The 24,396-nt window shown below is 72.9% G+C and carries 22 protein-coding genes; 16 read left to right on the top strand and 6 right to left on the bottom strand.

Features of this window, described 5'->3' with window-relative positions; translation table 11 throughout:
- Positions 1–1,214, bottom strand: a 1,214-nt coding sequence (locus KDL01_RS05095; RefSeq protein WP_212527145.1) for a serpin family protein, incomplete at its 3' end; no start/stop codon positions are given.
- A 27-nt stretch (positions 1,215–1,241) separates the two neighbouring features.
- A complete protein-coding gene (wecB, locus tag KDL01_RS05090) occupies positions 1,242–2,339 on the bottom strand; it encodes a non-hydrolyzing UDP-N-acetylglucosamine 2-epimerase (RefSeq protein WP_307846102.1) in 1,098 nt (365 codons plus the stop codon).
- Positions 2,340–2,553: 214 nt separating this feature from the next.
- Here wecB and KDL01_RS05085 point away from each other — a divergent pair, with 214 nt between their 5' ends.
- The 11 genes from KDL01_RS05085 (at position 2,554) to KDL01_RS05035 (ending at position 13,564) form a co-directional block, all read left to right on the top strand.
- Positions 2,554–3,894 carry a glycosyltransferase gene (locus KDL01_RS05085; protein WP_212527144.1) on the top strand — a complete coding sequence of 447 codons (1,341 nt, stop codon included), beginning with the start codon at positions 2,554–2,556 and terminating at the stop codon, positions 3,892–3,894.
- Positions 3,891–5,147: a glycosyltransferase gene (locus KDL01_RS05080; protein WP_212527143.1), complete on the top strand. Its 1,257-nt coding sequence runs from the start codon at positions 3,891–3,893 to the stop codon at positions 5,145–5,147. Before KDL01_RS05085 ends, KDL01_RS05080 begins: the two co-directional genes overlap by 4 nt.
- Positions 5,144–5,767, top strand: coding sequence for a hypothetical protein (locus KDL01_RS05075; protein ID WP_212527142.1), 624 nt, complete (start codon positions 5,144–5,146; stop codon positions 5,765–5,767). The genes KDL01_RS05080 and KDL01_RS05075 overlap by 4 nt, the downstream gene beginning before the upstream one ends.
- Entirely contained in the window at positions 5,760–6,641 is an 882-nt protein-coding gene (locus KDL01_RS05070) for an ABC transporter permease (protein WP_212527141.1), read from the top strand. Before KDL01_RS05075 ends, KDL01_RS05070 begins: the two co-directional genes overlap by 8 nt.
- Positions 6,619–7,533, top strand: a complete 915-nt coding sequence (locus KDL01_RS05065; RefSeq protein WP_212527140.1) for an ABC transporter ATP-binding protein — start codon at positions 6,619–6,621, stop codon at positions 7,531–7,533. Before KDL01_RS05070 ends, KDL01_RS05065 begins: the two co-directional genes overlap by 23 nt.
- Before the next feature lies 1 nt (position 7,534).
- Positions 7,535–8,671 (top strand): glycosyltransferase, encoded by a 1,137-nt coding sequence (locus tag KDL01_RS05060; protein ID WP_212527139.1) that lies wholly within the window; start codon positions 7,535–7,537, stop codon positions 8,669–8,671.
- Positions 8,668–9,270 (top strand): acyltransferase, encoded by a 603-nt coding sequence (locus tag KDL01_RS05055; RefSeq protein ID WP_307846100.1) that lies wholly within the window; start codon positions 8,668–8,670, stop codon positions 9,268–9,270. Before KDL01_RS05060 ends, KDL01_RS05055 begins: the two co-directional genes overlap by 4 nt.
- Positions 9,267–10,385, top strand: a complete 1,119-nt coding sequence (locus tag KDL01_RS05050; RefSeq protein WP_307846099.1) for a DegT/DnrJ/EryC1/StrS family aminotransferase — start codon at positions 9,267–9,269, stop codon at positions 10,383–10,385. Before KDL01_RS05055 ends, KDL01_RS05050 begins: the two co-directional genes overlap by 4 nt.
- On the top strand, positions 10,382–11,389 hold the full coding sequence (locus KDL01_RS05045) for a Gfo/Idh/MocA family protein (protein ID WP_212527138.1): 1,008 nt from the start codon (positions 10,382–10,384) through the stop codon (positions 11,387–11,389). Before KDL01_RS05050 ends, KDL01_RS05045 begins: the two co-directional genes overlap by 4 nt.
- Positions 11,390–11,460: 71 nt before the next feature.
- Entirely contained in the window at positions 11,461–12,753 is a 1,293-nt protein-coding gene (locus tag KDL01_RS05040) for a nucleotide sugar dehydrogenase (RefSeq protein ID WP_212527137.1), read from the top strand.
- 142 nt (positions 12,754–12,895) lie between these two features.
- The gene (locus KDL01_RS05035; RefSeq protein ID WP_212527136.1) at positions 12,896–13,564 is read left to right on the top strand and encodes a TNT domain-containing protein; all 669 of its coding nucleotides are present in this window, start codon (positions 12,896–12,898) and stop codon (positions 13,562–13,564) included.
- Positions 13,565–13,578: 14 nt separating this feature from the next.
- Here the strand turns inward: KDL01_RS05035 and KDL01_RS05030 are convergent, their stop codons facing one another.
- The gene (locus tag KDL01_RS05030) at positions 13,579–14,856 is read right to left on the bottom strand and encodes a mannosyltransferase family protein (protein WP_212527135.1); all 1,278 of its coding nucleotides are present in this window, start codon (positions 14,854–14,856) and stop codon (positions 13,579–13,581) included.
- Positions 14,857–15,124: 268 nt separating this feature from the next.
- Positions 15,125–16,438, bottom strand: a complete 1,314-nt coding sequence (locus tag KDL01_RS05025) for a polysaccharide deacetylase family protein (RefSeq protein WP_212527134.1) — start codon at positions 16,436–16,438, stop codon at positions 15,125–15,127.
- Between the two features lie 427 nt (positions 16,439–16,865).
- Here KDL01_RS05025 and KDL01_RS05020 point away from each other — a divergent pair, with 427 nt between their 5' ends.
- Together KDL01_RS05020 and KDL01_RS05015 are read left to right on the top strand one after the other, a co-directional pair.
- Complete coding sequence (locus KDL01_RS05020) at positions 16,866–17,891, top strand: SIS domain-containing protein (protein WP_212527133.1); 1,026 nt, start codon at positions 16,866–16,868, stop codon at positions 17,889–17,891.
- A 29-nt stretch (positions 17,892–17,920) separates the two neighbouring features.
- Positions 17,921–18,181 carry a DUF5522 domain-containing protein gene (locus KDL01_RS05015; protein ID WP_212527132.1) on the top strand — a complete coding sequence of 87 codons (261 nt, stop codon included), beginning with the start codon at positions 17,921–17,923 and terminating at the stop codon, positions 18,179–18,181.
- Between the two features lie 17 nt (positions 18,182–18,198).
- Here KDL01_RS05015 and KDL01_RS05010 read toward each other — a convergent pair whose 3' ends face one another.
- Positions 18,199–19,068 (bottom strand): sterol desaturase family protein, encoded by an 870-nt coding sequence (locus KDL01_RS05010; protein WP_212527131.1) that lies wholly within the window; start codon positions 19,066–19,068, stop codon positions 18,199–18,201.
- A 105-nt stretch (positions 19,069–19,173) separates the two neighbouring features.
- Here KDL01_RS05010 and KDL01_RS05005 point away from each other — a divergent pair, with 105 nt between their 5' ends.
- Positions 19,174–19,932 carry a FadR/GntR family transcriptional regulator gene (locus KDL01_RS05005; protein ID WP_212527130.1) on the top strand — a complete coding sequence of 253 codons (759 nt, stop codon included), beginning with the start codon at positions 19,174–19,176 and terminating at the stop codon, positions 19,930–19,932.
- Between the two features lie 274 nt (positions 19,933–20,206).
- On the opposite strand, the gene xylA is transcribed toward KDL01_RS05005, so the two are convergent.
- Positions 20,207–21,379 carry a xylose isomerase gene (gene xylA / locus KDL01_RS05000; protein WP_307846097.1) on the bottom strand — a complete coding sequence of 391 codons (1,173 nt, stop codon included), beginning with the start codon at positions 21,377–21,379 and terminating at the stop codon, positions 20,207–20,209.
- 153 nt (positions 21,380–21,532) lie between these two features.
- Here xylA and xylB point away from each other — a divergent pair, with 153 nt between their 5' ends.
- On the top strand, positions 21,533–22,951 hold the full coding sequence (gene xylB / locus KDL01_RS04995; protein ID WP_212527128.1) for a xylulokinase: 1,419 nt from the start codon (positions 21,533–21,535) through the stop codon (positions 22,949–22,951).
- A gap of 225 nt (positions 22,952–23,176) precedes the next feature.
- On the top strand, positions 23,177–24,391 hold the full coding sequence (locus KDL01_RS04990; protein WP_212527127.1) for an ROK family transcriptional regulator: 1,215 nt from the start codon (positions 23,177–23,179) through the stop codon (positions 24,389–24,391).
- Positions 24,392–24,396: the final 5 nt, after the last annotated feature.

Genomic DNA, 24,396 nt, shown 5'->3' with positions numbered 1-24,396 from the left:
ACCCAACCTGCCACGAGGACGAGGCCGGTGGGGCGGTGGGTGGCGTAGAAGGCGAAGGGGCGGGTGAAGGCGGCGGAGACGGTGCGGATCTCGTACATCCGAGGTGGACTGGCCGCGCCGAAGGTCATGGAGAGGGCGGTCACGGCGGCGGCTTCGAAGCCGCGGGCGTGGAAGCGGGCCATGATGCTCTGCCTGGCCGCGCCCACCGCGAGCGGCTCATCGGCGATGCCCGGGAAGTGGCCGCGGGTGCGGTCGGAGACGGTGCGCAGGCCGAGGACCTCGGCCGCCTTGAGGAGATCGTGCTCTGCCTCGTGTGCGAATCCGACGGTGGCCAGCTGTAGCTGGTCCGTGGGCGCGCTCGCCTGCGAACGCTGCGACGTGATGCCGGGGCCGGGGTGCTCTTCGGTGAACGCGGTGCCGCGCACGCCGCCCGGCTTCGTCACGATGCTCGCTCCGGCCGCGAGTGCGCGGGCCGGGGCGACGTGTTCTTCGGCGAGTACGAGATGGACGTCCACGTCGTCCCTGCCGACGACGGTCATGTCGGTCAGCGAGCCGCATTCGCCTTCCACGACACGGATATCGTCCAGGTTCGTCGTGGTGCGCGTCAGGTATTCGATCGGGCCGGCATCCGCCCACGGGCCCTGGTCGAGCGCGAGGGGCCGGCTGGTGAACGGCTGCGCCCACTGCGTCTCCACCAGCAGTGCGCTGGCGAGGACGAGGCGGGTGGAGGGGTCGGTCTTCAGCGGGAACGTCGGGATTCGGCCGCCGGTGCGCTCGTTCGCCCAGGCGTTCAGGACGACCGCGTCCTGCTGCGCCACGCCGGTGATGTGGCCGCGCGTGCCGTCCGGCAGGCGGCTTGCCCACGCGTCGTGCACGACGAGGTCCGGCAGGGTCCAGAGACCGGTGGCCAGGTGTACGGCCTCGCAGGCGTCGAGCGTCGCGATCAGGTCGCGCGCGGCGTCGATCGCGGCTTCGGGCTCGATGCCCAGGGCTGAGGCGAGTTCGGCCCGTCCGGCGCCGTCGGCGGGGTCGGCGATGAGGGCCAGGAGGGGCCATACGCCGATTCCGGAGGCCAGGGCGTCCGCCGGGTCGATCCGTTCGAGCCAGCGGGCCGTCAGGGTATTGACGGCCTCGGCCCATCCTCGTCGCTGATCCGGCTGATCCGGCTGATCCGGTTCATCCTGCTGCTGTCGCCGCATGCTGATCGACCTCACGCGACGAGGATAGGCCGCGGGCTCGGGTCAGTGCACGCGGGCGGCCAGTTCGCTCACCACGCGCTCGGCGGTCTTGCCGTCGCCGAAGGGGGCTCCCACCGCGGTGGCGGGGGCCGGGCGGGCGGCGAGGGCGCCGAAGTCGTACGCGGTCGGCTCGGCCAGGACGTTCCAGCCGTCGACGAGGGTTTCCGGCCACTCGGTCTCGGTGCGCACGGTGGTGCAGGGGCGGCCGAGCAGGTAGGCCTCCTTCTGCAGGCCGCCGGAGTCGGTCACCACGCCGGCCGCGCCGTCGATGGCGGCGATCATCTGGGCGTAGGGGAGCGGGGTGCCGGGGCGCACGGCGCCGCGGGCGAGTTCGATGCCGTATTCGGCGGCGCGGGCGCGCAGGCGCGGGTGGGCCAGCAGGACGACCGGAAGCGGCAGGTCGGCGAGGGCGTCGAGGACGGCCTTCAGGCGCTTGGGGTCGTCGGTGTTCTCGGCACGATGGATGGTGGCGAGCAGATACGACGGGGCGGAGTCGGCGGGCGACCCGAGATCGACGCCGAGGCCCTCCAGCTCCACGCCGCCCAACCCCGCGGCGCGGGCGGTCTCGCGGGCGCGCAGGCAGGCGTCCACCATCACGTCGCCGACCAGGACCGTGCGCTCGCCCAGGCCCTCGTTGCGCAGGTGCTCCACGGCCTGCGGGGTCGGGGCCAGCAGCAGATCGGCGGCGTGGTCGGTCAGGACCCGGTTGTGCTCCTCGGGCATCCGGCGGTTGAACGAGCGCAGGCCGGCCTCGAGGTGTGCCACCGGCAGGTGCAGCTTCACCGCGCACAGGGCGCCGGCGATGGTGGAGTTCGTGTCGCCGTAGACCAGCACCCAGTCGGGCTCGTGCCGGGTGAGCACGGGCTCGAGGCCGGCCAGCATCGCACCGGTCTGGGCGCCGTGGCCGCCCGAGCCGACGGCGAGGTGCTCGTCCGGCTCGGGGATGCCGAGACCGGAGAAGAACACCTCCGACAGGTCCCGGTCGTAGTGCTGGCCGGTGTGCACGATGACGTGCTCGTGGCCGGCCGCCGCGACGGCCGCGGCGATGGGGGCGAGTTTGACGAACTGGGGTCGCGCTCCGACGACGCTTACGATCCTCACCCGGGGGATCTTAGGAGTATGCGGGCCCGGCGAGAGCGGGCCTCCCTGATATCTGACGACAATTCACCGAGCATTCACGCAACCGCGAGAATGCTCGCCGATTCGTCGGCGAGATGACACACCGCTCCGTGATCGACGACACCTGCCGTTCACATGGCACTTGTTTCGTGGAGCCGTTCACCACCCGAGCACCACGTCACGACAGCCAGGGACGATGAAAGCCCGCACATCCACCTCTCGACCACCCCGGATCCTGTACCTGGCGTTCTTCTTCCCGCCGAGTCGGTCAAGCGGGGTCTACCGGGCACGCGCGACCGCGGAGCAGTTGGCCGCCGCAGGCTGGGACGTGACGGTGCACACCGCCCCGCGGGAATTCTTCACCCGCTATATCGGCAGTGTGGACGAAGGCCTGGAATCAGGAGTCGATCCCAGGATCACGGTCTGCCGCCCGGAAATGGGCTATTTCCGTTGGGAGCGCGATATCCGGCGTTACGGCCGTTTCCGCGCGAACATGCCGGTGCTGGCGAATGCCGGATACAACTGGATGCAGCGGCGTTTCTTTCCGGAGCACTACGCCTCCTGGATTCCGCACGTCGTCTCCCGCGCCCTGCGCCAGCACGCCCGCAAGCGTTTCGACCTGATCCTGGCCACCGGCAACCCGTTCGCCTCCTTCGCCGCGGCCTGGTGGCTGCACCGGCTCACCGGTGTGCCCTACGCGCTCGACTACCGCGACTCCTGGACGCTGAACCTGTTCACCGAGCAGGACAAGTACGAGCCCGGACACCCGGCCTGGGCCTGGGAGCGGCGCGCGATCGAGGGCGCGGCGGCGACGGCGTTCGTCAACGAGGGGCTGCGCGCCTGGCACGCCGAGCGCTACCCGGCCGCCGCGGACCGGATGTCGGTGGTGCCCAACGGCTGGGAGCCGGAGATCCTCGGCCGCGCCGCCTATCCGGGCCCGGCGCAGCGACGTCCGCTGCGCTTCGGCTACATCGGCACGCTCACCGAGGTGCAGCCGCTCTCCACCCTCTTCGACGGCTGGCGCGCGGCCAAGGCGCACCCGGAACTGGCCGACGCCACCCTGGACCTGTACGGCCACCTCGGCTTCTTCAAGCAGTCGGCCGACTCGATCAGCGACCGGATCCCGGTGGACGAGGGGCTCGGGGTGAACTACCGCGGGCCGCTGTCCAAGACCGAGATCGGCCAGGCCTATCAGGGTCTTGACGTGCTGGTGTTCCTCGCCGCCGGGGCCAAGTACGTGACCTCGGGCAAGATCTTCGAGTACATGGCCGCGGGCAAGCCGATCGTCTCGGTGCACGAGCCCGGGATCGCGGCCACGGACGTGCTGGCCGGCAACCCGCTGTGGTACGGCATCGACAAGCTCGACGCGCAGAGCGTGGCCAACGCCATGGTCTCGGCGGCCAAGGCGGCCAGGGACCTGACCGAGCCGGAGTTCGACGCGGCCCTGGCCCATGCCGAGCAGTACACCCGGGCCAACACGCTCGGGCCGTTCGAGCAGAGCCTGCGCGCCGTGGTCGAGGGGCGGTCGGGCCGATGACCAGGCTCACCGTCACCACGCCCTGGCACCCCACCGTCCAGCGCCCCTTCGCCGGCTCGTTCGTGCAGACCACCACGGCCGCCGTGACAGGGCTCTTCGACCGGGTCGAGCTCTACAACACCGAGGACTGGACCGGGCCGGCCGACCCGACCGCGGCCCGCGCCGTCAACCGCGCCTACGCCGCGCTGACCACGGGCGCCGCCCGGCGGGTGACCTTCCGGCCGCGGCTGACCGAGGCCGGCTACCAGGTCACCGACATCCCGGTGCCGGTCACCCCGCGGCGCACCTACGCCGACTGGGCCGAGAGCCACGAGTCGGCGCTGCGGGCCGTGCTGCCGGGCGGGCGCTTCGCCGGCGACGTCGTGCACGGGCACGTCGGGACCTACGGGGGCTGGCTCGCGCTGCGCTTCGCCCGGCCGGACGCGCGCGTCGTGGTCACCGAGCACGCCTCGTTCCTCGGCAAGATCCTGCGCCAGCCGCGCTCCCGCGCCCTGTACGCGCAGGTGGTCGAGCGCGCCGACGCGTTCCTGTGTGTCAGCACCATGCTGCGCGACCAGCTCGCGGCCGAGTTCCCGGCGCACACCGCCAAGCTGCACGTGGTGCCGAACGCGGTGGACATCGCCGCGATGCCGGTGCGGCCGGAGCCGGTCAAGGCCCCGCACCGCTGGATCTACGTGGGCAACATCGCCGCCACCAAGGGCGTGCCGGAGCTGGTCGAGGCCTTCGCCGCCGCGGCGAAGGACGAGCCGGAGCTGCGGCTGACGCTGCTCGGCTCCGGCATCCTCATCGAACCCTTACGCGCCCGGGTGCGCGAGCTGGGCCTGGCGGACCGGGTCGTGTTCCACGACGCGGTCCCGCCGCGGCGGGTGTTCGAGTTCCTGCACGCGCACGACCTGCTGGTGCACCCGAGCAAGTCGGAGACCTTCGGGATGACCACGGTCGAGGCCGTGGCCAGCGGCATGCCGGTGCTGGTGACCCGCTGCGGCGGGCCGCAGGAGACGCTCGAGGGCCTGGACGGGGTGGCCGGGCTGCTCATCGACGTCAGCGACGACCCGGGCGTCATCGTGGACGGATACCGCCGGCTGGCCGAGCAGGCCGACCGGCTCGATCCGCACCGCGCCCGCGCCGTCCTGCTCGAGCGCTACGGCTCGGCCGCGGTCGCCCGCCGGCTGGCCGGGATCTACGGGGTCGAGGACGCCACGGCGGACGCACGGGCAGCCGCGCGGAACGGACAGGCGAGGGAACGCGCATGAGCGAGCTTGCGAGCGGATCGGTGGACACAGTGGGCGCGCGGAGCGTGATGTTCCTGGCGATCGGCACCACCCGGGCCAGGGCGGTGTGCGAGACCAGCACCTACCTGCTGGCCCGCGGGGTCGAGGTGGGCCTGGTCACGGTGGAGCCCGCGGCCTGGCAGGAGCAGGGCCTTGACCCGCGGGTGCGCGTGTACCCGCTGGGCACGGCCGAGGCCCGCCACCCGCTGGCCCGCCTCGGCCGGGTGATCCGCAAGGTCAACAAGGCGCTGGACACCAAGCTCTACAGCAAGGTCTACCGGCTGCTGCGCCCCTACGTGCTGTGGCGGGTGGCCCGCCGCTCGGTGCTGCGCGAGGTCGCCTGGCCCGGCGTCGGGCAGTTGGTGATCGGGGACTCGCACGCCATCCCGATCGCCTGGCACCTGGCCCGGCGCCACCCCGAGCTGCCGGTCGGCTTCGAGCTCGACCGCACCCCCTACGCCGAGCTCAAGGCCGAGGCCGCCCCGGACGCCGCCGCGTCCGCCGCGCCGCCCGCCCCGGCCGTGCCCGTCTCCGTCCCCGCGCCCCGCGCTGACGTCTCCACCCCCACAACCGAATCGGCCGGAATCGACACCGATGCTTGACACCACCTCACCGCCCCGCGCCGCCGCGGTGCCCGCCGGGCTGGAACACCACGTGTTCCGGTCCCGCCGCACCGGCGTCCCGCGGCTGCGCACCTATCTCCCCGAACTGTGGCAGCGCCGGGAGTTCGTCTACGAACTCGCCCGCTGCACCCTGCGCGGGCAGAACTACACGAACGTGTTCGGCCAGCTCTGGCTGGTGCTCAACCCGCTGCTGATGGGCCTGGTCTACTACGTCCTGGCGGACATCCTGAGCAACGGCAAGCACGCGGCGAACTACTTCTCCATGCTGCTGGCCGGCCTGTTCCTCTACACCTTCTTCTCCAGCATCCTGAGCCAGTCCGCGGGCTCGATCATCGGCAGCAGCAGGCTGATCCTCAACAGCAGGCTGCCGCGCATGGTGCTGCCGGTCACGCAGATGGTGATCGCCTTCATGCGCTTCCTGCCCTGCCTTGTCGTGTTCCTGGTGGTGCACGAACTCCAGCACCTGCAGTGGGGGCTGGCCGCGCTCTACGCGATCCCCGCCTTCCTCGAGGTGGCCGTGTTCGGCGCGGGCCTCGGCCTGGTCTGCGCCACGCTCCAGGTCTACTTCCGCGACTTCTCCAACTTCCTGCCCTACCTCACCCGGATCTGGATGTTCATGTCCCCGGTGCTGTGGGAGCTGCAGACCCAGCTGAGCAAGCCGGGCCTGAAGGCGGACGTGATCGCGATCAACCCGCTCGCGCCGATGATCGGCTCCTGGGGCGACGCCCTGGTCTACAACGTCTCGCCGCGCCCGGCGTGGATGCTCGAGGGCGCCGCCTGGGCGGTCGCCGCGATCGTCATCGGCACGCTCGTCTTCATCAGGAGGGAACGTGAGTTCTCTGTCCGCCTCTGACCTCACCGCCGTGTCCGCCGCTCCCCAGGACGCGGACGCGCAGCTCGACGACGACTACCGGCTCGCCATCCGGATCAAGGACGTCAGGGTCGACTACCGCACCATCGTCAACCCGCGGGCCAACACCCTGCGCCACACCGTGACCAACTTCGGGCGCAAGAGCAAGGACCGCAAGGTCCGGATGATCCACGCGGTCAAGGGCGTCACCCTGGACGTGCCGCACGGCAAGGTGCTCGGCATCATCGGCGCGAACGGCGCGGGCAAGTCCACGCTCATGCGCGCCATCGCCGGCATCCTGCCGCCGAGCTCGGGCGAGATCGTGGTCAACGGCCGCATCAGCACCCTGCTCGCGCTCGGCGTCGGGTTCAACGGGCAGCTGTCCGGCCGCGACAACGTGGTGCTCGGCTCGCTCGCGGCCGGCCTGACCCGGCGCCAGGTGGACGAGCGGTTCGAGCAGATCACCCAGTGGGCCGAGCTCGAGCACGCGATCGACCTGCCGATGAAGGCGTACTCCTCCGGCATGTACGGCCGGCTCGCCTTCGCCGTCTCCACCCACCTGGAGCCGGACGTGCTGCTCATCGACGAGGCACTGTCCACCGGCGACGCCCATTTCCGGCGCAAGTCCTACGAGAAGATGCAGGAACTCGTCGGCCAGGCCCGCACGATCGTGATCGTCAGCCACGGCCTCGCCGCCATCAAGGAGATGTGCGACGACTGCATCTGGATGCACCAGGGCGAGATCGTGCGCCAGGGCAAGCCGGACGAGGTCGCCGACGAGTACCTCGAGTTCCAGGGCGTGCCGCGGCCCAAGCGCAAGGAGAACGCCGAAGACGAGACCGCCGATGACGACGTCGATCCGCTCGACGACGCCATGTCGATGGAGGACATCTGAGATGCGCACCGAGGCGGACGTAACCATCCTCAGCTCCGGCCACGACGTGGCCGACGCCCGCCTGCACCGGCACTGCGCCGCGCTGCGGCGGGCCGGGCTGAGCGTGGAGGTGATCGCCCGCGGCCGTGCCGAGGACGCGCCGGCCGGCTCCGCGTTCCGGCCGGCGCCGTCCAGCGGCTTCGCCGCCCGGGGCGTGCAGGCGCTGCTGATGCCCGGCCGGGCCCGCGGCCGGGTCGTGGTCACCCTCGACCCCGACCTGATCCCGGCCGCCCGGCTGCGCCGCACCTTCTCGCACGGCCGCCGGCTGGCCGTGGACATGCACGAGGACTACGTGGCCCTGCTCGACGACCGGGCCTGGGCCAAGGGCGCGCGCGGCACGGTCGCCCGGATCTGGGCGCGCACGGCCGTCTCGCTCAGCCGCGGCGCGGACCTGACCGTGGTGGCCGACCAGCACGTGCCCCCGGCCCGGGCCGAGCGCCGGCTGGTCGTGCGCAACCTGCCGGATCTCAGCCTTCTGCCGGAGCGCGGCGGCCTGGACGAGCGTCCCCGGGCGCTGTACGTCGGGGACGTGCGCGAGAGCCGGGGCCTTTTCGACATGCTGCGCGCGCTGGAGTTCGCCCCGGACTGGGAGCTGGACGTGGTCGGCCCGGTGGCCGCCCGCGACCAGGAGCGGCTGCGCGTGTGGCAGGCCGAGTCCCCGGCCGCCGACCGGGTGCGCCTGCACGGCCGGATGCCCCCGGAGGCGGCCTGGCGGCTGGCCCGCGGCGCGTGGGCGGGGCTTTCCCTGCTGCACAGCACGCCCGCGTTCGAGAGCGCCATCCCGTCGAAGATCTACGAGTACCTGGCCTGCGGTATGCCGGTGCTCACCAGCCCGATACGGCGCGCCGCCGAACTGGTGGAGAAGGCCGGGGCGGGCGCGGTGGCGATCAGCGCCGAGGAGGCCGGGGCGACGCTGCGGGCGTGGTCCGGCCAGGCGCGGGCCGAGTTCGGCCTGCTGCGCGAGGCCGCCCGCGCCTGGGCCGAGCGCGACCTGGGCGAGGTCAACCCGCACGACCGCTTCGCCGAGGCCGTCGCGGAACTCGTGGCCCAGACCCGCGGGCGCGCGGCGTCCCCGACCGCCGTGGCCGGTGCCCGGTGAACCCCGAGGTGCGGGTGGCGCCGGGCGCGGACGTGGACGAGCGGGCCGTGATCGGCGCGGGCAGCTCGGTCTGGCACCTGGCCCAGGTGCGCGAGGACGCCGTGCTCGGCCGGGACTGCGTGATCGGCCGCGGCGCCTACATCGGCACCGGGGTCCGCCTCGGCGACAACGTCAAGGTGCAGAACTACGCACTCGTCTACGAGCCGGCCGAGGTCGGCGACGGCGCGTTCATCGGCCCGGCCGCGGTCTTCACCAACGACCACCGGCCGCGCTCGGTGGACCCGGACGGCAAGCAGAAGCGGGCCGGGGACTGGCATCCGGTCGGCGTGAGCGTCGGCGAGGGGGCCTCCGTGGGCGCCCGCGCGGTGTGCGTCGCGCCGGTGCGGATCGGGCGCTGGGCGATGGTCGGGGCCGGGGCCGTGGTGACCGCGGACGTGCCCGACTTCGCCCTGGTGGTGGGCGTTCCGGCGCGGCGGATCGGCTGGGTCGGCCGGGCCGGGGAGCGGCTCGAGCCCGACGCGCCCGGCCGCTGGCGCTGCCCGGAGACCGGCGAGATATATCAGGAGATTGACGGAAAGATCGTGGAGAGCGCATCGTGAGCGGCGAGCAGACCAACCCCTTCGTCCCGGCGGCCCGCCCGGTCATCGGCGAGGAGGAGATCGAGGCGGCCGTACGGGTGCTGCGCTCCGGCATGGTGGTGCAGGGCCCTGAGGTCGCCGCGTTCGAGCAGGAGTTCTCCGCGCTGGTCGAGGGCCGCCACTGCGTCGCGGTCAACGCCGGCACCTCCGCGCTGCTGCTGTCCCTGGCGGCGCTGGGCATCGGCGCCGGCGACGAGGTGATCGTGCCCTCGTTCACCTTCGCCGCCACCGCCAACGCGGTCAGCCTGGTCGGCGCGACCCCCGTGTTCGCCGACATCGACCCGGACACCTTCTGCCTCGACGCCGAGGCCGCGGCCGCCGCGATCGGCCCGCGCACCGCCGCGATCCTGCCGGTGGACCTCTACGGCCACCCGGCCGGCGCCGGCTTCGTCGAACTCGCCGAACGCCACGGCCTGGCCCTGGTCGAAGACGCGGCCCAGGCGCACGGCGCCGCCCTGCACGGCCGGCCCGTCGGGGCCTTCGGACAGGCCGCCAGCTTCAGCTTCTACCCGACCAAGAACATGCACGCGCTCGAGGGCGGCATGGTCGTCACCCCGGACGCCGAGGTGGCCCGGAAACTCAGGCTGCTGCGCAACCAGGGCATGGAGCGGCGCTACGCCAACGAACTCGTGGGCTACAACCTGCGGATGACCGACGTGGCCGCGGCCATCGGCCGGGTGCAGCTGGCCAAGCTGGCCGGCTGGAACGAGCAGCGCCGGGCCAACGCGGCCAAGCTGGACGCGGGCCTGGACGGGATCCCGGGCGTGCTCACCCCGGTCCTCGCGCCCGGCGCTACGCACGTCTACCACCAGTACACCGTGCGCGTCCCGGCCGAGCGCCGCGACGCCCTGCACGAGCACCTCACCGGCCAGGGCGTGGGCAGCGCCGTGTACTACCCGACGCCCGTGCACCGGCTCCCGCCGTTCGCCGAGATCGGCGCCGGCGCGGTGCTCCCGGCCACCGAGGACGCGGCGGCGCGGGTGCTCTCGCTGCCGGTCCACCCCTCGCTCGCCGACGCCGACCTGGACCGGGTCGTCGCCGCCGTACGCTCGTTCGACTTCGGAGACCTGCGATGACCAAGCCCCGTCTGCGCGCCGGTTTGGTGGGCCTCGGCGCGATGGGCCGCCACCACGCCCGGGTGCTGCGCGCCCTCGACGGCGTCGACCTGGTCGTCGCCGCGGACCCCGGCGGCGACCCGCACGGGGCCCTCGGCGGCTCCGTGCCGCTGGTCGCGGACGTGCGGGAACTGCTCGCGTACCAGCCCGACTACGTCGTGGTGGCCTGCCCCACCGGCATGCACGAGGAGGTCGGGCTTGCCCTGGCCGAGGCGGGTGTGCCGGCCCTGATCGAGAAGCCGCTCGCGCACGACACCCCGGCCGCCCGCCGCCTGGTCGAGGCCTTCGAAAGCCGCGGCCTGGTCGCCGCGGTCGGCCACATCGAGCGCTACAACCCGGCGCTGCAGAGCATGCGCACCCGGCTGGAGGCGGGCGAGCTCGGCGAGGTCTTCCAGGTCGCCACCCGCCGCCAGGGCCCGTTTCCGCACCGCATCGCCGACGTCGGCGTGGTCAAGGACCTGGCCACGCACGACCTCGACCTGACCGGCTGGGTCACCGGCTCGCAGTACCGCAGCGTCGCGGCGAAGACCGCGCACCGCAGCGGCCGACCGCACGAGGACCTGGTGACCGTGCTCGGCGAACTCGACTCCGGGGTCATCGCCAACCACCTGGTCAACTGGCTCTCCCCGCTCAAGGAGCGGGTCTCCATCGTCACCGGGGAGCGCGGCTGCTTCGTCGCCGACACGCTCACGGCCGACCTGACCTACTTCGCCAACGGCTCCACCCGCACCGAGTGGGACGCGGTCTCCGCCTTCCGCGGCGTGTCCGAGGGCGACATGACCCGCTACGCCATACCCAAGCGCGAGCCGCTCACGGTCGAGCACGAGGCCTTCCGCGACGCCGTCGAGGGCAAGGCCGACGCCGCCGTGGTGACGCCGCGTCAGGGCCTGCGCGCGGTCATGGTGGCCGAGGCGGTGCTCGAGTCGGCCCGCTCCGGCGAGACCCTCCCGATCGGCGCGGCCTGACCCGCCCGCCCCGGCCCGCGACCGCGTCGGGCCCTGATTCCCCGTCTCCTCTTCCCCGAACGGAACCTCCCGTGCAGATCTGCGTCTTCGCCCTCGGAAAGATCGGCCTCCCGCTCGCCGTGCAGTACGCGAGCCGCGGCCACCGCGTCGTCGGGGTGGACATCTCCCCGCGCGTCGTCGACCTGGTGAACGCGGGCGAGGAGCCGTTCCCCGGCGAGGCCGGCCTGGCCGAGGGGCTCAAGCAGGCGGTCGCCGACGGCCTGCTGACCGCGACCCTGGACGGCTCGGCCGCGGTGGCCGAGGCCGAGGCCGTGGTCGTCGTGGTGCCGCTGATCGTGGACGGGCAGGACGTGCCGGACTTCGGCCCGCTCGACGCCGCCACCAGCGCCGTGGCCGCCGGGCTGCGCGCCGGAACGCTGGTCAGCTACGAGACCACGCTCCCGGTCGGCACCACCCGCGAGCGCTTCGCCCCGATGCTCGAGGCCGGATCCGGCCTGGCCGTCGGGCGCGACTTCGCCCTCGTGTTCAGCCCGGAGCGGGTCTCCTCCGGCCGCATCTTCGCCGACCTGCGCAAGTACCCGAAGCTGGTCGGCGGGTACGACGAGGCCTCCGGCGAGCGCGGCGCCGCGTTCTACGCCGACGTGCTCGAGTTCGACGAGCGCACCGACCTGCCGCGCCCCAACGGCGTGTGGAACCTCGGCTCGGCCGAGGCGGCGGAGCTGGCGAAGCTGGCCGAGACCACCTACCGGGACGTCAACATCGGCCTGGCCAACACCTTCGCCCGCTACGCCGACCGGATCGGCGTGGACGTGGCGGGCGTCATCGAGGCCTGCAACAGCCAGCCGTTCAGCCACATCCACCAGCCCGGCATCGCCGTGGGCGGGCACTGCATCCCGGTCTACCCGCGGATGTACCTGTGGAACGACCAGGAGGCCGAGGTGGTGCGGGTGGCCAGGGCGGCCAACGCCGCGATGCCCGGGTACGCGGTGGACCTGCTCGAGGCCGAGCACGGCCCGCTGGCCGGCGCCCGGGTCGTGGTGCTCGGCGCGGCCTACCGCGGCGGGGTGAAGGAGACCGCGTTCTCCGGCGTCTTCCCGACCGTCGAGGCCCTGGGCGCGCGCGGCGCCGAGGTCGTGGTGGCCGACCCGATGTACACCGACGAGGAGCTGCGCGGGCTCGGCTTCACCCCGTACGTCCCCGGCGCGGCCGTGGACGCCGCGATCGTGCAGACCGACCACGAGGCCTACCGCAAGCTCACCCCGGCCGACCTTCCCGGCATCAAGACCCTGATCGACGGCCGCCGCATCACCGACCCCGCCGCCTGGACGGGCGTACGCCGCCGGCTGATCGGCGCCGGCGGCTGAGCCCCGGTTCCCCGCTCGCGATCTGCCGAACGAGTGACGCGGTGTCGGTTTTCTTTGACGCCGCGTCACTCGCGGTGTTTTTCTGAGGCCCCCGAATTCGATCTTGTGCGGCGTCCCGCGCCGCGCGCACCAGGGAGCCTCCGTGACCAGACACCGCCTGCTGTCCTCCCTCGCGGCCGCGGCCGTCCTCGCCCTGTCCGGCGCCTCGGCGGCCCAGGCCGCCGCCACCGCGCCCGCGGTGCCGGCCGCCGCGGACAGCCCGGCGGAGGAGTGCTCCGCGGCGTCTTTCGAGGGCACCGCGCTTCTCGGGCCCGAGCGGCTGCCGTACGTCGGCCCGGTCGGCGTCCAGCTGAGGGGCTATCAGCGCACCGGCGGTGTGGATCCGCAGCAGTTCCTGGCCGAGTACCGCGACGACGCGAACGCCTGGATCTACCCGCCGGACGACGGCTACGTCACCACGCCCGACGGCCGGCCGATCAAGTGGGTGCAGACGCTCTACCCCGGGCGGCAGGTCGACCGCTACGGCAGCGTCTACGGCTCCTACCTCGCGCCCGCCGGCACCTCCTACGCCAAGCGGGCGCTGCCGCCCTCAAGCCTCGACTCGACGCCGGCGGCCGGGTGCAACTACCACGACTACGAGGTCCTCAAGCCGTTCCCGGTCGACGCCGGGCCCATCGCCGCCTGGTTCGCCCAGCCCGGCCACGGCGAGCAGTACCAGCTCGACCCGGCCCTGATTCCCGGCGGCCCGGCCCAGCTCAACGTGCTGTGGCTGCTGGACAACGGGTACCTGCGCGAGGTGCGGCCCGTCTGACCGGCCGTCGGCGGCTACCCGGCCCAGCGCGACTGGAGGAAGAGGTACGCGATGGTGAACGCGCAGGGTGCCGACAGGGTGAGGTAGAGCGGCCGGAACCAGCTGCGCTGCACGCACCAGATGCCCAGCAGCACCCACAGCGGCCACCAGGTGAGCGTCTCGCGGTTGACCGAGAGGTAGACGTGCGAGCACGCCAGGGTGCCGACGGAGCAGCCGACGTAGACGAACTCGGGCCAGCGGCGCTTCGTCGCGAGCCAGACGGCGAGCGCGATGCCGATGAAGGTGACCACGATCTCGAGCTGGTACTCGAAGGCCGTGGCCGCGGGCACCTTGTGGCCGAAGGCGTAGCGCCAGGTGCTGAGGAAGGTGCGCCACGGCACCGAGAAGTGCCGGTTCCAGCCGGTCTCCTCGGCCCGCTCCCAGGCGTTCCACTGGCCGGTGAAGTGCTTGAGGAAGAGCATGAAGCCGGCCACCGGAAGCACCGGGAGCGCCAGCGGCCATCCGCGCAGCCAGGCCCGCAGCCCGCGCGGGCGGGTCTGCAGGAACGCCACGCCCAGCGCCGCCATCACGAAGAGGCCGTTGATGTGGATGGACGCCGCGGCCGCCGTGAGCACCCCGGCGACAAGCCACTTCTCCCGCCGCGCGGCCAGCCACGCCCACAGCACCAGCGCCAGGAACGGCCCCTCGGTGTAGCCCGCGGCCAGGAACACGGCCGCCGGGGCCCAGACGAACAGCGTGAGACCGTCGCGCACCGCCTGCCGCGCCCGCGCCCGGCCCGGCTCCGACTCGCCGAACACGGCGAGCGCCTCGATCTCGATGATCCGGCCCAGTGCCACGCACGCGATCAGGCCGGTGACCAGGGAGATGATCAGTCCGGAGAAGACCCACGAGCGCAGGAACAGGTGCGTCGCCCACAGCAGGGCCGGATAGCCGGGGAAGAACGCGTACGAGGCGCCGTGCTTGGCGTAGTGGGTGTAGCCGACGGCGGCGATCTTCTGGTAGCGCAGCCAGTCCCAGTGCTGCCAGATCGAGGCGAGGCCGTGCGGGGAGTAGCCCTTGCTGCCGAAGCCGGTCCAGGCCACGATCCAGGTCATCGCGAGCATGGCGAGCCGGGAGAGCAGCCAGATCTTGACCGAGTCCCCGTCCCGCGGCCCCAACCGCCGGGCCGCGCGCGCGAGGGCCGGATACCGGCGCAGCCGAGCCGGTGTCAGCGACGCCGTCCCCGCCGCGGGCGTGTCCGCGGATTCGGGTGAGGCGGGTTCGGGGGGCAGCAGTCGCACGTCTGAATCCACGGCCGCGAAGGTATGCCGGGCAGGTGTCCGACTGCTGAAGGGCGGATGGCCAGAACCGGAAGTCATGCGACAGTACGGAACCAACTTCGCCCGTCCGTGGAGTTCCGGGCTTTTCCCGCGGTTTCGGTGGCGCTGTGTGCGGCCCACCGCACACGCCGGAGTCTCGCGGCGCGCCGACGCCTCGTCAGACTCCCGTCCCGGGCCGCCCCGCGACGCACGCCGCAGGGCCACGGCCGTCGCCGACCGAGGCCCTGCGCCGCGCGCCGTGTCAGACCGCGAGGGCCTTCGAGCGCGCCGCCGCCGTGCTCGCCCCGCCGGACGGGGTCGGCGTGGTGTAGTCGGGTGTGGTGTAGTCGCGCCAGTTGTCCGGCGCCACGCCCGGGTCCAGCGTGCGCATCTTGGAGATCACCTTCGGGTCCTGCGCCTCGAGCCAGGCGACGAGCTGGCGGAACGAGACCAGCCGTACGTCCGGGTAATCGGCGATCTGGCGCAGGGCGTCCTCGACGGCGGGCATGTAGATCCCGCCGTTCCAGGTCTCGAAGTGGTTGCCGATGAAGAACGGCGCCCGGTTCGTCGTGTAGGTCCGGTGGAAGCCGGCCATGTACGACTGGGTGGCCTGCTGCTGGAAGAACGGCCGGCGCGCCGCGTCGCCGGTCGGGTCGGGCCCGATCTGGTTGTACATGATGTTGTAGTCCATCGACAGCACCTCGTACTTGGTGCCGACCAGCGGGATGGACTGGAGCGGGAAGTCCCACAGGCCGTGGCGCTTGGTCGGCCAGATCTGCAGGCCGCCGGGCGAACTCGCGTCGTACGTCCAGCCGAGGTCGCGGGCCGTGGGCAGCAGCTGGTCCTGACCGATCAGGCACGGGGTGCGCCCGCCGGTCAGCTCCTTCGAGTAGTCGAAGGGCAGCGCCGGCAGGTCGGCGAAGCCGGTATTCGTCTTCCACGCGTGCACGAAGCCGACGGCCTGGTCGATCTCGTCGCGCCACTGGTCCGGACCCCACGTGCCGACGCCGCGCGAGTCGCAGAAGTGCCCGTTGAAGTGCGTCCCGATCTCGTGGCCCTCGAGCCACGCGTCGCCCACCTGGCCGATGGTGGCGCGCACGTGGTTGTTGTTGAGGTACCCGATCGCGGAGGCGCCCACGGGCTTGCCCGGCGGAGCGTAGAGCATCTTCTCGCTCTGCGGCAGCGTGTAGATGCCGGACAGGAAGAAGGTCATGGTCGCCTTCGTCTCCTGGGCGACCTGGCGGAAGTGCGAGAACAGGTGGTTGTCGTCCTCGCCGGCTCCGTCCCAGGAGAACACGACGAACTGCGGGGGCCGTTCCCCGGCCTCGAGCTGTTCGGGTATCGGCTGGTTGGGCTGCGGACCGGTGTCGGAGGTGGAGCCGTCGCCGATCAGCCGGGCCGGTCGGGCCTGCGCCTTGCGCGACTGGACGGAGGCGCCGGAGTGGGCGTCGGCGGAGGGGGCCGCGGCGGGTGAGGAGTCGCCGCCGAGCAGGCGGTCCCCCTCGGTGCCGACCACGGTCGACGCGAGCGCGACGGCGCCCCCGGCGAGAACATTTCTTCGGGATAAGACGTTCACGGGCGATTCCAGGCGCGATCGAGACGAGTCGAGTCGGCGGAGTGTCGCCTTCCGGCCCATCGTATGGTGGTATGGCTGGACATCAAGCCAATTACCCGATCCTCGCCGGTGCAGCCCCCGAACGTCGCTCATTTGACGCAGCGTCAGCGTTGATTCGCACGTTCGGATCAACGCCGGCTGGGGCGTATGGACCCCGGACCACCCCCGTTCGGCGTAACCTCGCCCCTCGGGTCCCCCGGACGGGGGACCTCCCACCATCCGATCGGGTCGTCCTATGATCATCCCGGTGCTGCCGGGGCAACCATCTCCATCGTCGCCGCGACCGCGGCGGTGCCCGGAAGACGACAGGAGTACGAAGATGACGCCGGCAGTGATGGCCGCCCCTGGATCGCGTAGCGTTCTCGCCGGACGGCACATACGCGGTGAGATGGCCGAGCAGCCGGACGTGCTCGGCAACCTCGCCCGTCACGTCGCCCACTTCGCCGGGCAGAGCGCCGCCCTGGCCGCCCAGGCCGGCGCCTTCGACGAGGTCGTCTTCCTGGCCGGGGGCAGCTCCGAACACGCCGCCCTGCTCGGCCGGCACGCCGTCGAGGCCCGCTGCGGCATCCCGGCCCGGGTGCTCACCCCGGTCGATCCGCAGCAGGCCGAGCGCCTGACCCGCGAGCCCGGCCGGCGCCGGCTGGCCGTGGTGCTCTCGCCGTCCGGCTCGGACCCCGGCGTGCTCGCCCTCACCGACCGCTACGCCGCGTCCGGCGCCGCCCTGATCGCCGTGACGAACGACGCGCGCTGCCTGCTGGCCCGCTCGGCCGCGCTGTGCGTGGACCTCGCGGCCGGGCTCGAACTCGCCGCCTCGCCGACCAAGTCGACGACGAGCCAGATGCTGGCCGTGCTCGCGATCGCCGAGGGCCTGCCGGCCGGCGAGGGCGTGCGCACCGGCCTGGGCGACGCCCCGTCGGCCAAGGCGCTCGCCCCGCTGGTGGCCGAGCTGCTCGCCGACACGGCCGGCGCCGACGCGGTCGCGGCCCGTCTCGTCGGCGCGCGCCGCGTCGCCGTCGTGGGCTGTGACCACCACTTCCCGGCCGCGCTGGAGACGGCCCGGATGCTGCGCGACACGGCCGGCCTGACGGTGGAGGGCTTCTCCGCCGACGGGCTGCGCACCGGCCCGGTCGGCGGCTTCGACGCCGAGACCACCGCCGTGCTGCTGGCCGGCGAGGCCGACGGGCAGGTCCGTGAGCTGCGGGCACACCTGCGCTCGCGCGGCGTGCCGCTGGTGGGCATCGGCACCGCGGGCGGCACGGACGCACCGGACCTCGCGGTCCCCGCGCTCGGCACGATGGCCGAGTGCATCCTGGCCACCGTCCGCGGCCAGCAGCTCGCGGTCGCCGCCGCCGTGGCGCGCGGACTCGATCCGGATCGGCCGGTGCGCGGGAACAGCTCTGGCAACGGCTGTTAGCGCGGGTGCGAGCCGCTACCCTGATACGCATGTGGAGTGGTGATCTCGAGACCGACGACGCGCCGGTCGACGTGTTGGAAGCGCCGCATCCGGCCCGGCTCGCCCCGGACCATCCCTCCTACGCGCGGATCATGGCCGCGCACCGGGCCGCGCTGCTGAGCGGACGGCCCGGTTACGCGGACCCCGACACCGGGCTGTTCGTCTTCACCTCGGCCCTGCTGGCCTCGAACGGGACCTGCTGCCACCGGGAGTGCCGGCACTGTCCGTTCGTGCGCCGGCCGGGCGGCTAGGCCGGTTCGACGCGCCGTCAGGCAGCGGTGGCGGCCGTGGCGGCCGCCGCCGTGCGGGCGCGCTTGACCGTGGTGTACGCCTTGCCCGGACTGCGGAAGAGCACCGTGTAGCGGTCCTTGAGCGTGTGTACCGCGCGAAGGTCGCGGCCGATCGCGGCGTACTCGTGGAAGGCGACGCGCAGCGGGTTGTTGGTCTCGATGTTCGCCGTCAGCCCGTAGACGACCTGCTCGGTCTCCGGTGTGAAGGTGCCGAACAGCCGGTCCCACACGATGAACACGCCGGCGAAGTTGCGGTCCAGGTAACCCCGGTTGGAGCCGTGGTGGACGCGGTGGTGGCTCGGGGTGTTCATCACCAGCTCGATCGGCCGCCACATCCGGTCGATCCGCTCGGTGTGGATCCAGAACTGGTAGAGCAGGTTCAGGCTCTGCGCCGTGAAGATCATCGCTGGGGAGAAGCCGAGCAGCACCAACGGCAGCCCGAACGGCAGGTTGCCGATGCCGGTCCAGGGCTGGCGCAGCGCGGTGGAGAGGTTGAAGCGCCGGCTGGAGTGGTGGTTGATGTGCGAGGCCCACAGGATCCTGACGCGGTGGTCGGCCCGGTGCTCCCAGTAGTAGCACAGGTCCCAGCCCACGAACACGGCGATCGCGCTGAGCCAGGTGGCGTGCAGGTGCAGCGGCGTCAGGTGCGTGGCGCCCTGGTACGCGGCGAGGTAGATCGCCGACCAGCCCAGGTTGAGCACGACGTAGCCGAGTCCCATGGACAGGCTGGTGGTCGTGTCCCGCACGGTGTAGCCCTGCTCGCGCTCGTCGGGGACGAACCGGTAGGAGACCAGCTCGACGAGGATGAGCAGCACGTACGCGGGTATCGCGTAGGTCGTCAGGTTCACGGGATGGAGGCTAGGACCGCGCGGACCGGCTTGGCAAGAGCTGGTCCAAACAGTTGACCAGTTCGTGTTGACCCGCCCGCGCGCGGCCGGGCATGCTCTATCGGTGTGACCAGCTCCCGCGCCGCCGAGGCGGGCGCCCTGCGCCGTGAACCCTTGTCCGACCAGGTATTCACGCGTCTGCGGGACCTGATCCTCACCGGCGCGATCCCGCCCGGCGGCGCGCTGCCGGCCGAGCGCGAGCTGGCCGCGGACTACGGGGTGAACCGGCACGCGGTGCGCGAGGCGGTCAAGCGGCTCCAGCAGTCCCGGCTGATCGAGGTCTTCCAGGGCGGGCGCACCCGGGCCCTGGACTGGCGGCGCACCGCGGGCCTTGACCTGGTGGTGGACGTGCCGGGGACGCTGGACGCGGTGACGGTGCCCGGTGTGGTGCACGACGCACTGGAGATGCGCGCCTGCATCGGCGCGGACGCCGCCCGGCTGTGCGCGCTGCGGGCCGGGGACGAGGCCAGGGCCGAGATCGTCGCGCAGGCCGAGGCCTTTGCGCGCAGCGGGCCGGACCTGACGGACCTCGGCGTGGCGGACGTCGCGTGGTGGCGGCTGATCGTGGAGGGCAGCGGCAATCTGGCGTACCTGCTGGCCTTCAACAGCCTGGTGCACGGTGCGATCGCGATGGAGCAGGTCCCGGTGGACCTGCGTTCGGCGGAGCTGCTCGACGTGGAGGCGCACCGCGCGCTGGCGGAGCGGATCGAGCGGCGCGACGCGGCACAGGCCGAACGCCTCGCGCGCGAGCTGCTCGGGCGCAGCGTGCCGGGGACGGCGGATCAGGCCACGACGAATGATCAGGCGGCGGTCGCGCCGATCTGAGCGCTGACGGCTGAATACTGACGGCCGAGCACTGACGGCCGAGAGCAGAACGCTGAGGGCGCGCGGGAAAAGCGAGTGCAGGCCCGACGGCCCCCGCCCCGACGAGTCCAGAGGAACTCGCCGGGGCGGGCGTCGGGCGGCGGGTGACGGCCCGTCAGGCGCGTCCGCCCTCAATCGGACGGCGACTGGCGGGCCACCCGCCGCTCACGGTCCGCGTCCCCGGGTGCGGCCGGGGAGGTGCGGGCCGCAGTCGGTGGAGCGGCTCGACGGACGCTCAGATGCCCAGCAGGTGGTCCATCGCGAGCTGGTCGAGCTGCTCGAAGGCCATCCCGCGCTGGGCGGCGGCCTCGACGTCGAAGTCCTCGAACGCGGAGCGGTCGGCCAGCAGGTCGGCCAGCTTCTCGCCCTCGCCCAGGGTGGACTGGGCCAGCTCGTGCAGACGCGAGGCGCGCAGCGCCTCCTGCACGGCCGGGTCCTCGCGGAAGGCCTTCGCCTTCTCCTTCAGCGCCAGGTAGTTGCGCATGCAGCCGGCGGCCGAGGCCCACACACCGGAGTAGTCCTCGGTGCGCGGCGGCTTGAAGTCGAAGTGGCGCGGGCCCTGGTAGTCGGAGTTCTCCAGCAGGTCCACCAGCCAGAACGCCGAGCGCAGGTCGCCGGCGCCGAAGCGCAGGTCCTGGTCGTACTTGATGCCGGTCTGGCCGTTGAGGTCGATGTGGAAGAGCTTGCCGTGCCACAGCGCCTGGGCGATGCCGTGCGGGAAGTTCAGGCCCGCCATCTGCTCGTGGCCGACCTCGGGGTTCAGGCCCACCATGTCGGGACGCTCGAGGCTGTTGATGAACGCCAGGGCGTGGCCGACCGTGGGCAGCAGGATGTCGCCGCGCGGCTCGTTCGGCTTCGGCTCGATGGCGAAGCGCAGGTTGTAGCCCTTCTCCACGACGTACTCGCCGAGGACGTCGAAGGCCTCCTTGAACCGGTCGAGCGCGATCCGCACGTCCTTGGCGCCACCGGACTCCGCGCCCTCACGCCCGCCCCAGGCCACGTAGGTCTCGGCGCCGAGCTCGGCGGCCAGGTCGATGTTGCGCATCGTCTTGCGCAGCGCGTAACGGCGCACGTCCCGGTCGTTGGAGGTGAACCCGCCGTCCTTGAACACCGGGTGGGTGAACAGGTTGGTGGTGGCCATCGGCACCACGAGGCCGGTCTCGGCCAGCGCGGCCTTGAAGCGCTCGATCGTGGCGGTGCGGTCGGCGTCGTTCGAGCCGAACGGGATCAGGTCGTCGTCGTGGAAGGTCACGCCGTACGCGCCGAGCTCGGCCAGCTTGTGCACCGTCTCGACCGGGTCGAGGGCCTGGCGGGTGGCGTCGCCGAAGGGGTCGCGGCCCTGCCAGCCGACGGTCCACAGGCCGAAGGTGAACTTGTCCGCCGGACTAGGGGTCAAAGTGCTGCTCACGAGGGGGCTCCCAAGGGTCATTACCGCGCGTGTAGGCGTCGTCGCCGGTCACGCGCTATTGATAAACGCAGAAAACAAATTAGTATGCCGGTGCGGCTGTTGGGAAGCCCCGCGTGTCGGACGCGGGCCACGGACCGCTCAGAGGGAGGCGAAATGGCCGCGGCGGACGTGGTGATCGGCGTCGACAGCTCGACCCAGGCGACCAAGGCGCTCGCGCTGGACGTGGCGACCGGGCGTGTGCTCGGCCAGGGCCGGGCGGCCCACACGGTCAGTGGCGGGGCGAAGCGGGAGAGCGACCCGGAGCAGTGGTGGGCCGCGCTCACCGAGGCCCTGGGCCAGACCGGCTATGCGGACTCGGCTGCGGCGATCGCGATCGGCGGCCAGCAGCACGGCCTGGTCGCGCTGGATGGGGACGGCCACGCCGTGCACCCGGCGCTGCTGTGGAACGACGTGCGCAGCGCCCCGAACGCCGAGGCGCTGACCGAGCGGCTGGGCGAGCGCGCCTGGGCCGAGCGGGTCGGCTCCGTGCCCGGCGCGTCGTTCACGGTGGCCAAGTGGGACTGGCTGGCCCGCAACGAGCCCGAGGCCGCGGCCCGCGTGCGCCGGGTCATGCTGCCGCACGACTACCTGACCTGGCGGCTGACCGGCGAGCACGTGACCGACCGGGGCGACGTCTCCGGCACCGGCTGGTGGGGCCCGGACGGCTACGACACCGGGATCCTCGACCTGGTGGGCCTTGACCCGGCGTACCTGCCGCGGGTGGCGCAGCCCGGCGAGAGCGTCGGCACCGTCCGCAAGGGCGTCGCGCTGCGCGAGGGCGCCCGCGTGGGCACCGGCACCGGCGACAACATGGCCGCCGCGCTCGGCCTGGGCCTGGAGCCCGGCGTCCCGGTGGTCAGCCTCGGCACCTCCGGCACCGCCTACGCCGTCACCCGCGGCCGCCCGACCGACCCGAGCGGCACCGTGGCCGGCTTCGCCGACTCGCTCGGCGGCTGGCTGCCGCTGGCCTGCACGCTCAACTGCACCCTCGCGGTGGACCGGATCGCCGGCTGGTTCGGCCTCGACCGGGCCGCGGTCGAGCCCGGCGGCGAGGCCGTGGTGCTGCCGTTCCTGGACGGCGAGCGCACCCCCAACCTGCCGTACGCTTCAGGGCTCTTCTACGGCCTGCGGCACGACACGACGCCGGGTCAGATCCTGCAGGCCGCCTACGACGGCGCCGCCTACAGCCTGCTGAGCGCGGTCGACGAGGTGCTCAAGGCGGGCGGCGAGACCTCGGCCGACGGCCCGCTGCTGCTGATCGGCGGCGGGGCCAAGGGCGAGGCCTGGCGCGCCACCGTGCGCCGGCTCTCCGGCCGCCCGGTCCTGGTGCCCGGCGCCGAGGAGGTCGTCGCCCTCGGCGCCGCCGCCCAGGCCGCCGGGCTGCTGACCGGCGAGAGCGCGGACGCGGTCGCCCGCCGCTGGGACACCCGCGGCGGCACGCTCTATGATCCGATCCCGGTCGACCAGGCCGCGCTGGACCGGATCGGCGCGGTGCGCGCCCGTTCCGGCGCGCTGGTGGGCGGTTCGATCTAGGCCGTGTCTTCAAACCATCGTCGGGGCCGCGACGCCTGCCACGCACGCTCGCGGCGTTGCCGGACCGTTTACAGACGACCGAGTATGCGCGCGGCCCGGCGCCTTGCGAGCGCACGCGTCAGACGCCGCGGCCTGACCCGACGCCGGTTTGAAGACACGGCCTAGGCTCCGCGCCCTCGAACCCGTGCCGAAAGCAAGTCAGTCGCCGGAAGGACCGCACCGCTCATGAGCACCACCTCGGCCGAGGGCCCGGCCTCCCAGCAGGGCATGCGCCGGGCCAACCTGGCGTTGGTGCTCGGCGCGGTCTCCCGGCTCGGCTCGACCTCGCGGGCCCAGGTGGCCGAGGCGACCGGGCTGACCCGGGCCTCGGCCGGCAGCCTGGTCAACGAGCTGCTCGAGGCCGGTCTCGTGCGCGAACACGGCGCGAGCCTGGAGGGCCGGGTCGGGCGGCCGAGCACGGTGGTCTCGCTCAACGACCGCGGCCCGGCCGGGCTCGGCCTCGACGTCGGGGTCGAGCACGCCGGGGCGTGCGTGGTGGACCTGCGCGGCGAGGTCAGGATCCACATCCGCCGCCCGGCCAGGCACCGGGGCCAGGACCCGCGGACGGTGGCGGCCAACCTGGCCGAGGTGGCCAAGACCGCGCTGGCCCGAGCCGACGAGCTCGGGCTGACCCTGGTCGGCGCGGGCGTGGCGGTGCCCGGCCTGATCGGCACCAGCGACACCGTGGTGCACGCGCCGAACCTGGGCTGGCACGACGTCGACCTGATCGGCCGGCTCAGGGATCTGCTGCCGGACCGGCTGCGCGCGCTGCCGGTGGAGGTGGAGAACGAGGCCAACCTCGGCGCGCTCGCGGAGCTGTGGCGCGGCTCCGGCGCCCGCGACTTCGTGCACGTCTCGGCCGAGGCCGGTATCGGTGCCGCGGTGGTGGTCGACGGCCAGCTGCTGCGCGGCACCCGCGGATTCGCGGGTGAGCTCGGTCACATGCCGGTCTACCCGGACGGCCGCCCGTGCGCCTGCGGGTCGCACGGCTGCCTCGAGCAGTACGCGGGGGAGCAGGCCGTGCTGCGCGAATGCGGCCTGACCGGCGAGGTCGAGGAGGGCGAGCGGGACCGGATAGAGCTGCTGGCCGACGGCGCCCGCGCGGGCCGCGAGCCGGTGCTGCGCGCGCTGGACCAGGCCGGGCGGGCACTCGGCATCGCGCTGGCCGGCGCGGTGAACCTGGTCGACCCGGAGACGGTCGTGCTCGCCGGCGCCTACGCCGAACTCGCCGACTGGCTGCTGCCGGGGATGCAGACCGAACTCGGCGCCCGGGTGCGGATCCGGCCCTGGCAGCCGGACGGCCTGGTCGTCTCGGCGCTGCGCCGCGAGGGCCCGATGATCGGCGCCGCCTCCGCCGTGGTGCAGCGCGTGATCGCCGATCCCTCGGTGCTGCGCGGATGACGCCG

It is taken from the genome of Actinospica durhamensis, assembly GCF_018139695.1.
GTDB lineage: Bacteria > Actinomycetota > Actinomycetes > Streptomycetales > Catenulisporaceae > Actinospica > Actinospica durhamensis.
Note: the sequence above shows the minus strand (reverse complement) of the source record. Positions and strands in the feature narration are given on the sequence as shown.